9 protein-coding genes are annotated in these 10,775 nt (G+C 39.7%); 5 read left to right on the top strand and 4 right to left on the bottom strand.

Translation table 11 applies throughout. The features are described 5' to 3' along the window. Nucleotides 1-1,429, bottom strand: a 1,429-nt coding sequence (proS, locus tag NJ959_RS18815) for a proline--tRNA ligase (protein ID WP_254013274.1), incomplete at its 3' end; no start/stop codon positions are given. A gap of 42 nt (nt 1,430-1,471) precedes the next feature. Here proS and NJ959_RS18810 point away from each other — a divergent pair. The 4 genes from NJ959_RS18810 to iscB all read left to right on the top strand — a co-directional run bounded on the left by NJ959_RS18810 (nt 1,472) and on the right by iscB (nt 6,611). Next, nucleotides 1,472-2,764, top strand: coding sequence for an ATP-binding protein (locus NJ959_RS18810; RefSeq protein ID WP_254013273.1), 1,293 nt, complete (start codon nt 1,472-1,474; stop codon nt 2,762-2,764). Nucleotides 2,765-2,780: 16 nt separating this feature from the next. Beyond that, nucleotides 2,781-4,103 (top strand): coiled-coil domain-containing protein, encoded by a 1,323-nt coding sequence (locus NJ959_RS18805; RefSeq protein WP_254013272.1) that lies wholly within the window; start codon nt 2,781-2,783, stop codon nt 4,101-4,103. A 146-nt stretch (nt 4,104-4,249) separates the two neighbouring features. Continuing rightward, a complete protein-coding gene (locus NJ959_RS18800) occupies nt 4,250-5,119 on the top strand; it encodes a DNA adenine methylase (RefSeq protein ID WP_254013271.1) in 870 nt (289 codons plus the stop codon). 208 nt (nt 5,120-5,327) lie between these two features. After that, nucleotides 5,328-6,611 (top strand): RNA-guided endonuclease IscB, encoded by a 1,284-nt coding sequence (gene iscB, locus NJ959_RS18795; protein WP_256529423.1) that lies wholly within the window; start codon nt 5,328-5,330, stop codon nt 6,609-6,611. Nucleotides 6,612-6,748: 137 nt separating this feature from the next. On the opposite strand, the gene NJ959_RS18790 is transcribed toward iscB, so the two are convergent. From NJ959_RS18790 to NJ959_RS18780, 3 genes are all read right to left on the bottom strand, one after another. Beyond that, a complete protein-coding gene (locus NJ959_RS18790; RefSeq protein WP_254013270.1) occupies nt 6,749-7,144 on the bottom strand; it encodes a COG3415 family protein in 396 nt (131 codons plus the stop codon). Nucleotides 7,145-7,252: 108 nt separating this feature from the next. Next, nucleotides 7,253-7,828 (bottom strand): thioredoxin family protein, encoded by a 576-nt coding sequence (locus NJ959_RS18785; RefSeq protein WP_254013269.1) that lies wholly within the window; start codon nt 7,826-7,828, stop codon nt 7,253-7,255. Between the two features lie 165 nt (nt 7,829-7,993). Further along, a complete protein-coding gene (locus tag NJ959_RS18780; RefSeq protein ID WP_254013268.1) occupies nt 7,994-9,646 on the bottom strand; it encodes a Ppx/GppA phosphatase family protein in 1,653 nt (550 codons plus the stop codon). Nucleotides 9,647-9,879: 233 nt separating this feature from the next. Between NJ959_RS18780 and NJ959_RS18775 the strand changes: the two genes are divergently transcribed. Further along, nucleotides 9,880-10,764, top strand: a complete 885-nt coding sequence (locus NJ959_RS18775) for a 4-hydroxybenzoate solanesyltransferase (RefSeq protein WP_254013267.1) — start codon at nt 9,880-9,882, stop codon at nt 10,762-10,764. Nucleotides 10,765-10,775: the final 11 nt, after the last annotated feature.

Genomic DNA, 10,775 nt, shown 5'->3' with positions numbered 1-10,775 from the left:
CTCCATCATTTTGCTCCAGTGGAATGCAGCGCCCTGTGGCTTTGGTTTCTTCTTTGATTTTATCCTCATCTTCAGGAGTACCATCAAAGTAAGCTAGGTAAAATCCTGACTTATTTTCAATTCCTTCCTTGAATTCTGCATAACTTGAGACTGTGTAAGTATTCTGACGCTGAAACTCTTGGGCTTTGGTGAAAAGATTGGTATGGATTTCCTCTAATAGACTGGAAATCTTGTCTAAAAGTTGGCTTTGCTCTACTATTATTTTCTCGCCAGTATCTCGTCGCACTAATACGGCTTTCCCTTCTTTTAAGTCTCTGGGGCCAATTTCCAGTCGTAGAGGTATTCCTTTTAATTCCCAATCATTAAATTTGAAACCGGGACTTAAATTTTCCCTGGTATCAACTTTGAAGGAGAAGCCTTTAGCTGTTTTGAATTCCTCCTGTAATTCTTGGAATCTGGCTAATACTGAATCTTTTTCTGCGTCTTTACGATATATTGGTACGCCAATTACTTGTAAGGGGGCAATGCGAGGAGGGCAGACAAAACCTTTATCATCTGAGTGAACCATGATTAATGTACCAATTAATCTGGTGGTGATGCCCCAACTGGTGGCAAAAGGATACTCAAGTGTACCTTCAGCAGATAAATATTTGACATCAAAGGCTTGGGAGAAGGTAGTGCCTAAGTTATGACTTGTTCCTACCTGAATCGCCCGTTTATCCTGAGTCATTGTCTCAATAGTATAAGTATGTTCAGCCCCAGGAAACTTTTCGTTTTCGGTTTTTCTTCCGGCAAAAACTGGTATGGCTAAATATTCTTCTACGAAGGTTTTGTAAATATTGAGCATTTGTCTGGATTCGGCTTCTGCTTCATCAAAGGTAGCATGAGCGGTATGTCCTTCTTGCCAAAGAAATTCAGTTGTCCGGAGAAATGGTCTTGTTCTTAATTCCCATCTACAAACATTAACCCATTGATTTAAAAGAATTGGTAAATCGCGATAACTTTGGATCCATTTACGATAGGTTGACCAAATAATTGTCTCGCTAGTTGGTCTAATTACCAGAGGTTCTGCTAATTCTGCTTCTGGATCGACTATAATTTGTCCAGATTCAGTTGCTTGGAGGCGATGGTGAGTTACAACAGCACATTCTTTAGCAAAACCAGAAACATGTTTGGCTTCTTTAGAAAAGTAACTAACAGGTATAAGTAAGGGAAAATAGGCATTGCTATGTCCAGTGTCTTTGAACATGCCATCTAATACTTGCTGCATTTTTTCCCAAATGGCAAATCCCTCTGGGCGTATTACCATACAGCCACGTACCCCAGATTCTTCTGCTAACTTGGCTCGATCTACAATATCGAGATACCATCGAGAATAGTCTTCATCTCGTTTAGTGATTTTGAGTAAATCCGCCTTTTCGTTCGCCATTAATGTTAATTAAGTTAAGTTGAGTCTATCCAATCTTACTCTATGTCTTACATCTATTCAGACGCGAGCCTATCAATTCAGTTTCTGCGCACCAAAGCCGCTTCGTTGCTCCTTTATCAAGGTGTCTTTGCAGGGGCAGTCGGACAAGCTTTTCTCTCTCTGTTAGAAAGTCTCAGTCAAACACGAGAAGATGAGTTGGGGTATCTACTAGCATACGGTAACTGGTTTAAAACTTTAGCAGCTAGCGGTGAAAGTTGGCAAGATTACCTGATTTGGCAAATTCTGTGCGATGATAATCCTTTTAGTCGGGCAGCCCAACAAGTTCCTGTATCGGATTTACCCTATAGTCTAGTGGCTGCGGTAAAGCAAGATTTACAAACGTTACAACTTCTTTACGAACAGAGCAACCAACAACTGAGTCTGTCCATACGAAAGGCATCTAAGTCAGGCATGAAGCCTATTGTTTGGGATATGGAGCCTCAAGCACCAAGCTTTTTGCCACAACAAAGTGACTGGGCTAATGCTTGGGTAGATTTAGCTAACCATTATCGAGACAATGGGGCTGGATTATTTGCGCAGTATCGTGCCTTACGCTGGCAATCGGGTGAGTTGGTGGGAATTGCTCATCCCGATCCTGTAGAGTTAGGAGAGTTAGTGGGTTATGAGTCTCAGCAAGAGGCTTTGGTAAAGAATACCGAGTTTTTACTGGCGGGCTATTCAGCTTTGCATGTTTTACTATATGGTAGTCGTGGTTCAGGAAAGTCGTCTTTAGTCAAGGCTTTGTTACAAAAATATAGCGATCGCGGATTGCGGCTAATTGAGGTGGCAAAATCAGACTTAAGAGACTTGTCGGCAATTGTGGAGAGAGTGCGGGAAGTACCGCAAAAATTTATTATATTTGTAGACGATCTTTCTTTTGAGGAGGATGATGAGGCTTTCAAAGCGTTGAAAGTTGTGTTGGAAGGTAGTGTCACGGCGCGATCGCAGAATATAGTGGTATATGCCACATCTAATCGGCGACACCTAATCCGGGAATATTTTAGCGATCGCCCCCGTCCCAGGGATAATGATGAAGTTCATGCTTGGGATACTCTACAGGAGAAACTATCTTTTAGCGATCGGTTTGGTTTAACGCTAACCTTTGAACCAGCTAATCAAGATACTTACCTCAAAATTGTCCGACATCTGGCAGATTTAGTCAAGATCGATTTACCGCAAGAGGAGTTAGATTATCGCGCCCTTCAGTGGGCTACCCGCCACAATGGGCGTTGTGGCAGAAGTGCCAGACAATTTATCGATTTTTTAACAGCAGAAATTTCCGCTGAATACTTTTGACTTTATCACCAGGATTATGCCAATAAATCAACTAGCCAATCATATTATTCTCGGAACAGTTGCTTTCAGCGTCAGTGTTAGTATTGGAGTATTTACTAACCCAGAGAAAGCACTACTTAATGGTGTAATAACTGTCTTGGCTAGTTCGGTTGGTTCTATTGTAGCTAACAAACGGCTGATGAAACAAGAAAAACAGCAAGTCGGCTCCTTACTCCATCAAATTGAAGCATTTGAAGAAGAGAAAAGTATCCTTTATGAATCTGTCTCTCAGGGAATGGAAGCAAAACAACAACTAGAAGCTAGTATTAATGCACTGCAAATCGAACGTAGTCAGCTTCTGAGCAGAGTATCTCAACTCCACGAGCAACGGAATGATTTTTATCAGGAATTAGCCGACTTTAACCGACAGAAACAACAACAAATTGATGAAATTGAGAATCTGAAAAAACAAATTAAGCAAATCGAACAACATCAAGTTGAACTGAATCAATCTCTCTGGGCAAAAACAGCACAAGTAGAGCCTGCCGAAACTCGTTTAAATCGATTACATGGGGAACTAGATCGGTTACATAGTAGAATAGCAGATAAACTTCATCAGCAAAAACAACTGGAACGAGATTTAGCTATTTTAGAAAGCCAAAAGCAGGAATTAGGAGGAGAAGCTTACGACTTAAAGACTAATATTCTAGCCTTGAAGCAAAGAGGTGAACAAATCAATCATTCTCTATTATATTTGCGGATGGAGCATCAGCAAGTACAAGAAACATTAATCTCTTTGGAAAGTGAATTAGAGGAAATGGCAAGTCAAGTTTCCGTTAAACAGCAGCAACAAGAACAACTTAATCGAGATTTAGCTAATCTGGAACATCTGAAACAGCAGTTAGAATCAGATTATCATAAACTGCAAAGCGAGATGGAATTTTTGCATAAACTGAGAACGGTTAATTTCCAAGCTTTACCCCAAATAATTGAAACAAAACTGTCTAAGCTTTTTCCGGAAGAATGGTTGGCATGGTTAAAATTTAGTCAACAACTCAGTGAAAATGAGAAAATCGTACTCAAGGCAATTTTAGAAGGAGATGAAGTGACAGTAAAACGGATTGCAGATGAACAATTTACCATCCCGCAGTCTTTGATTAACTCAATTAACGATCGCGCTTTAGCCACCTTTCAGGATATTCTATTAGTTAGTAAGGATGATTCGGTTATTCCTGATGTGAATCAGGAGTATATTTCTATTTTAGTAGAGCCAAGATCTATTTCTTTTAAAGATTTGTTAGATATTACCCCTCACACTTCTAGTCATACCGATTCTGTCATGGAAGAGCAAAAACTTTGAACATCTAATTTGAGAAGTGAATCTCGTTTGTAGTAGGCGCTTTAGCCCTTACTACTAACCTAGTTTTTTTTAGTATAAAAGTACTGTTTTAGTCTAAAATAGAAATGTACTATAAAGTACAGTTTCTGACGCTATGAATTATAATTATGGTAACCAATAAACTAGTTAGACCTTTTTTGAAATGGGCAGGCGGGAAGAGACAATTAATACCTAAAATTACGGCTAATTATCTACCCGCTAAATATGATACTTACTATGAACCTTTTCTGGGAGGTGGGGCTATTCTTTTTGAGTTACAGCCTAAAAAAGCTGTGGTGAATGACAGTAATTCAGAACTGATTAACTGCTATAAAGTAATTAGAGACTCACTCGATGAATTGATGGAAGATCTAAAAAAACATAAAAATAATGAAGATTATTATTATGATATAAGAGATTGGGATAGAATCAATAATTATAACAAGAAGACTACTATACAAAGAGCATCAAGAATTATATTTCTCAACAAAACCTGTTACAATGGTTTATTTAGGGTAAATTCTCAAGGACAGTTTAATGTGCCATTTGGACGATATAAAAAACCAAATATTTTAGATGAAGCAGTTTTAAAAGCTGTCAGCCATTATTTGAACAATAATGATATAACAATATTGAATGGAGATTTTGAGGATGCTGTAAAAGATGCTAAAGCAGGAGATTTTATATATTTTGATCCTCCTTACGATCCTGTATCTAATACAGCATCCTTTACAGGATATGATGTGAATGGATTTAATCAAGATGAACAAATACGGCTAAAAGAAACTGTAGACGATCTAAATAAAAGAGGTTGTCAAGTATTATTGAGTAATGCTGATACTGATTTTATCCTTGATTTGTACAAAGATTACAGAATAGAAAAAGTTTACGCGACAAGGACGATTAATTCAAATGCTCTTAAAAGAGGGAAAGTTCAGGAAGTTTTAGTGATGAATAACTGTAAACTACCCATCACTAATTCGGGGTACCGAATATAGTGAGGGCTTTTAAAGCCCAGAGTTTACCCGACGAAAGTACTTCGTGTACTACGATTTTTAGGTCATCTCACCTACAAATACGCAGCCAGTTTGTAGCTCTGAGGTCAACGATTAAACAGGTTTATGGGGTTGAAGCCAGTGTTGTTGACGTAAAAAGCCTTTAAATCATTGTCCAGGCTAACCTTACCCAAGCAATTGGAGGGATATTATGTCCAAAATACTAGTAATCGACCAAGATAAAAGACCGTTAAACCCAATCCATCCAGCACGAGCTAGACAACTATTAAGTCACAAAAAAGCCGCTATATTTAGACGGTTCCCATTTACCTTAATTCTTAAAGAATCACATCCTGATGCTACCGTTTCTGAACTTCGCTTAAAGATCGATCCGGGTGCAAAACATACAGGAATTGCCTTAGTTAATGATGCTAATGGTGAAGTTGTTTTTGCTGCTGAATTAAAGCACAGAGGTTTTGCTATTAGAGATGCTTTAACCTCCAGACGACAATTAAGACGCAGCAGAAGAAACCGCAAAACTAGATATCGTCAACCACGATTCTTAAATAGGACACGTCCTAAAGGATGGTTAGCACCAAGCTTACAAAGTCGGATTGACAATATCAAAACTTGGGTAAAAAGACTGAGAAAATTTGCACCAATTAGCGCAATCAGTCAGGAATTAGTCCGCTTTGATATGCAGTTAATGCGTAATCCAGAAGTCTGCGGCAAAGAGTATCAACAAGGTACTTTAGCGGGATATGAAACCAGACAATACCTACTGGAAAAATGGTCAAGACAATGTGCTTACTGTGGCATTAAAGACGTGCCATTGCAAATAGAACATATTCATCCACGCGCCAAGGGAGGGACAAATTCAATCACCAACCTGACTTTGAGTTGTGAGAAGTGTAATCTAAAGAAAGGTACTAAGAACATTAAAGATTTTCTCAAAAAAGACCCCAAAAGGTTAGAGAAAATCCTGAAACAAAGCAAACAAACCTTGGCGGATGCCGCCGCTGTAAATACAACTAGGTTTGCCTTGCTAGAGGCTCTAAAAGCCACTGGATTACCAGTTGAAACAGGTTCGGGTGGGTTAACTAAATTTAATCGCCAGCAACAAGGTTTAGAAAAAACTCACTGGTTAGATGCAGCTTGTGTGGGAATTTCTACTCCCAAGTTAATTATTAAAGGCGTTAAACCTTTACTGATTACAGCGTCAGGCTATGGTTCAAGACAATCCTGTCGTACTGACAAATTTGGATTCCCTAGTCGCTATGTGCCGAGAAATAAGCTTCACTTTGGTTTTCAAACTGGAGATATTGTTAAAGCAGTAGTTACTAAGGGGAAAAAAGTAGGTAGATATCTAGGTAGAATTGCTACTCGTTCAAGTGGCAGCTTTAATATTTCAACCAAAAAAGGATTAGTCCAGGGAATTAGTCACAAATACTGCAAACACATTCACAAAAAGGATGGTTATGGATATATTGCGTAGACTATGCCCCCCGTTTCCTCTCACCGCCAAGCTGATTACAGCTATGGCGGGAGTCTCCACGGGGAAGAGAGATGAGTGTATGAAACAAGCTCGAATCTAAATTAGATGCAGGGATAATTTATCTTTATAAGAGATAATTACAAATCATGAAGCCAGCCACTAATTTCCTCTTTTTCTTCATCAGTTAAGTATATTTGTTGCTTCTTATGTCTTACCTTCAATCCTGCGACTCCTCTTTCTGTATACTTTCTTTGGCTATCAGTAATAAAACTTGTTGATACTCCCAATATATTTTTGATTTCTTGATTGCTCAATCCTAACAATTTTAGTCTAACTGCTTTTCCTCTTGTTCGTTCTCTAATATCTCTACTATTAAAGATAAAGTTTTGTAAATCTTTCAGGTTGTCTTGGATTTTATGATTTTCATCATGAGTTAACATTTTACCATCTCTTTTATGACTTTTATGTTTACTCGATCGCCCTCGTGTTAAATTAGAGGAACGATCGAGATTATATAAAAATATTAATTTCATAAAAGCACCCGCACTCTTCGAGAGCGATGGGCGAGCCTACCCAATCGCAAAATCCACCAATACATACTAAACCTGGCTCCTGTTACAACTCCCTAGAGACTCATACTATTAATAAGTAGGTGAATTTCCCTCCTTCCACTTAATGTTACATCCGATACTTGGCTTTTGATCGAAATTAATGGGAGTGTGAGCCAATAGCGCCTCAATCGCTAATCGCAAATCTGCACCCGTGACAGGTTTATTATTACTAGGGCGACTCTCATCAAGTTGCCCGCGATAAACTAACTCTCGATTAGCATCAAAGAGAAAGAAGTCTGGGGTACAAGCGGCGGTATAAGCAATAGCTGTTTCCTGAGTTTCGTCATAACAAAAAGGGAAGGTGAAACCTAATTCTATCGCCATTTCCTTAAGTAGATGAGGAGCATCCTCTGGATAATTAGGTGCATCATTAGCGCTAATTGCGATAATTCCGAGATTACTCCCAGCATAATCTTTCCCAATCCGTACCAATTCCCCCTGAATATGCTTGACAAAGGGACAATGACGACACATAAATATTACCAGTAACCCTTCTTTACCTGCAAACGTCTCCAGAGAAATAGTATTACCAGAGACGACATCTGGTAATTGGAAGTCTCTGGCTTTTGTGCCCAGGGGTAACATCGTTGAGGGAGTTAGTGCCATAATCTAAATTATAAGTACTGCACTCAAATTATAATCCTCTATTCTGCCAGATCGTACTATGTTTGATAATTTAATGGCGAATTGAGGTGTAATTTTAAATACAAAGGGCGGAAAGTTTTAGAGAGAAACCCCGTTTCTCAAAGAAACTGGGTTTCTGGATTATACTTAATTTACTTGGGCTAATGCTGTCTCTAGCGTCGCGATTACTTTAACCCCATATTCTTCTTCAAAAACTCCTTTCTTGTAGTCCAAATTCCACAATTCTAAGGCACATTTATCATTGGGTATGGCAGGAATTAAGTGTAAATTTAGTTCCTGGAGATCGGGATGATACTCGCACTGAACTTTTGCAATTGCCCCAAGCTGTCTGCGATCTAATGCTACTGCTAAACGTAATAAGGCACTGAGTTGTTTTACCATCAGCCGATATTCTTTGTTGGGCAGTAAATTATAGTTTTCGTGTTTTTTCTTGGGGATGCTTTTGCGGTGATAGCGTGCTAAGTTAGCGATGACTTCGATTTCTACATCGGTAAAGCCTAATAACTCACCATAGCGAATTAGGTAATAGGAATGTTTGTGGTGTGATGAATGACTGACATACAAACCACAATTATGTAAAATTGCTGCTACCCAAAGAAGTTCTCGTTCCCGTCGATTCCAGTTGTGGAGATATCCTTTAGTTTGGTCAAATAAACTGAGGGCAAAGTTACTAACACGCTGACTAGATTCTAAATTAACTTGATATTTCTGAGCAACTGCGATCGCACTCCGTTGACGTACTTCACCTTGATAGCGCAGTCTGTCTTCAATTAACCCTTGGGAGAGCATCCAGTCAACAATCACACCTTCCCGCAGTGCCCTTTCTCCCACCATTAATGATTCAATTCCCAATAGAGTCATTGCTTCTAATAAAACTACTGAACCTGCTACAATAATTTCTGCCCTTCGTTCTGATAATCCTGGAATAGCAACCCTTTCTATAGCATTCATAGCGGCTAAACGTTTGACCATTTCTTTGAGATCTTTGCGGCTAAATTGGTAACCATTGAGGGGATTTGGAATTACTCCTAGTTTCTCTTTGGCATGAAGTGCTGCTAGGGTTTCAATTGTGCCAGATGTTCCGACTAACTGGGGTATTTCTCCTGGTTTTAGATGAGCTTGAATATCTTCAATGGGGCGTTCTAACATTCCCCGCACGTAGGCTTGCAAAAATTGTAATTCTCGTTCATTAATGGGATCGGTAGTGATAAATTCAGCAGTGAGACGTACTGCTCCTATTTTAGTACTAGTGAGAGAACGAGGTGCGTAATTGTCACCTAAAATTAATTCCGTTGAGCCACCGCCGATATCAATAATTATCTGGGGTTGGTGATTAAATTCCATCCCCGAAAGGACACCCAAATAAATTCGTCGTGCTTCTTCTTGACCAGAAATTAAGTTGACAAATAAACCTATTTCTGCATCAATTTGTTGTAAAAATTCTCGTCCATTGGGTGCTTCTCGCACCGCACTAGTAGCAACAGCAACAATTTGTTCGGCATTATAACTTTTTGCCAATTCCTGACAGCGTTGTAATGTCAAAATGGCTCTTTTAATGGCTGTGGGTGTCAAATTACCCGTTTTCGGATCGCGATCGCCCAATCTTACTGTATCTTTCTCTCTAGCAATAATCGTAAAGGTCGGTAGCGTTGTGTCAATCCGCACTACTACCATGTGAATGGAATTTGTCCCGATGTCGATAGCAGCAAGAATGCGATCTTGCTGTGCCACAGGCGTAGAATTCCGTACCGGGCTTGCTTTGGTTGCTAAGTTCATCATCACTGCACTATTTCTGTATTCAGGGTTACAATTTTCGTCCAACCTCTATGGATCAAAATAATCTTTAAGGGGGACAGTGTAAATAGGAACAATATTCTAGAAGAGTCACAAGGAATCGGGATACGGAGAGGATTAAGTTAGCCCAAGATGAGAAAACCAGCAAACTGCTAGGATGTCTTAAATAAGAGCAAATCCTTATTCCTACAACAAATTCTGCGATCGCAATTCCTGAGATGCTTACCCAAAAACAATTTTTACCCGTATCAACTTGGCTGGCTATCGTGCGGCTTTTGCGGTGGGATAAGCCAGCGGGAAGGTTAATTTTAATGATTCCTGCCCTATGGGGAGTCTTTCTCGCTGCTGCGGGTACACCACCCCTATCCTTAGTAGGTGCGATGATTCTGGGAACTTTAGCTACGAGTGCGGCTGGTTGTGTGGTAAACGATCTATGGGATCGAGATATCGATCCTCAAGTCGAAAGAACACGCGATCGCCCTTTAGCAGCCCGTACTCTCTCCATCCAAGTCGGCGTTATCGTTGCTTTAGTTGCCATGAGTTGTGCTGGGATATTGGCACTCTATCTCAATCCTTTCACATTTTGGCTCTGTGTGGCAGCAATCCCAGTAATTATTTTTTACCCATCTGCCAAACGAGTCTTTCCCATCCCTCAGTTAATCCTTTCCATTGCTTGGGGTTTTGCTATCCTCATCAGTTGGAGTGCGGTGACGGGGAGTTTGGAAACCGCAACGTGGCTACTTTGGGGGGCAACGATGCTCTGGACTTTAGGCTTTGACACGGTTTATGCTATGTCAGATAGGGAAGATGACGAAAAGATTGATATTCGTTCGAGTGCTATATTTTTCGGTAATCATGCACCATTAGCTGTTGGGATCTTTTTTCTCGGTACTGCTGGATTGCTAACAGAGCTGGGTGTGGTTATGGAGTTACGCCTAGGCTTTTGGTTATCCCTTAGTTTAGCAACGATTGGTTGGGTTTGGCAATATATTCGCCTGCGACAGTCAGATATTTCTAAACCAGTTTATGGTGCAATTTTTCGTGAGAATGTTTGGATTGGTTTTGTTTTACTTGCTGGTATGATTACTGGTTTAATTTATTAGTTTTTGTTGGT

This window comes from Limnofasciculus baicalensis BBK-W-15 (assembly GCF_024178385.1).
Lineage (GTDB): Bacteria > Cyanobacteriota > Cyanobacteriia > Cyanobacteriales > Coleofasciculaceae > Limnofasciculus > Limnofasciculus baicalensis.
Note: the sequence above shows the minus strand (reverse complement) of the source record. Positions and strands in the feature narration are given on the sequence as shown.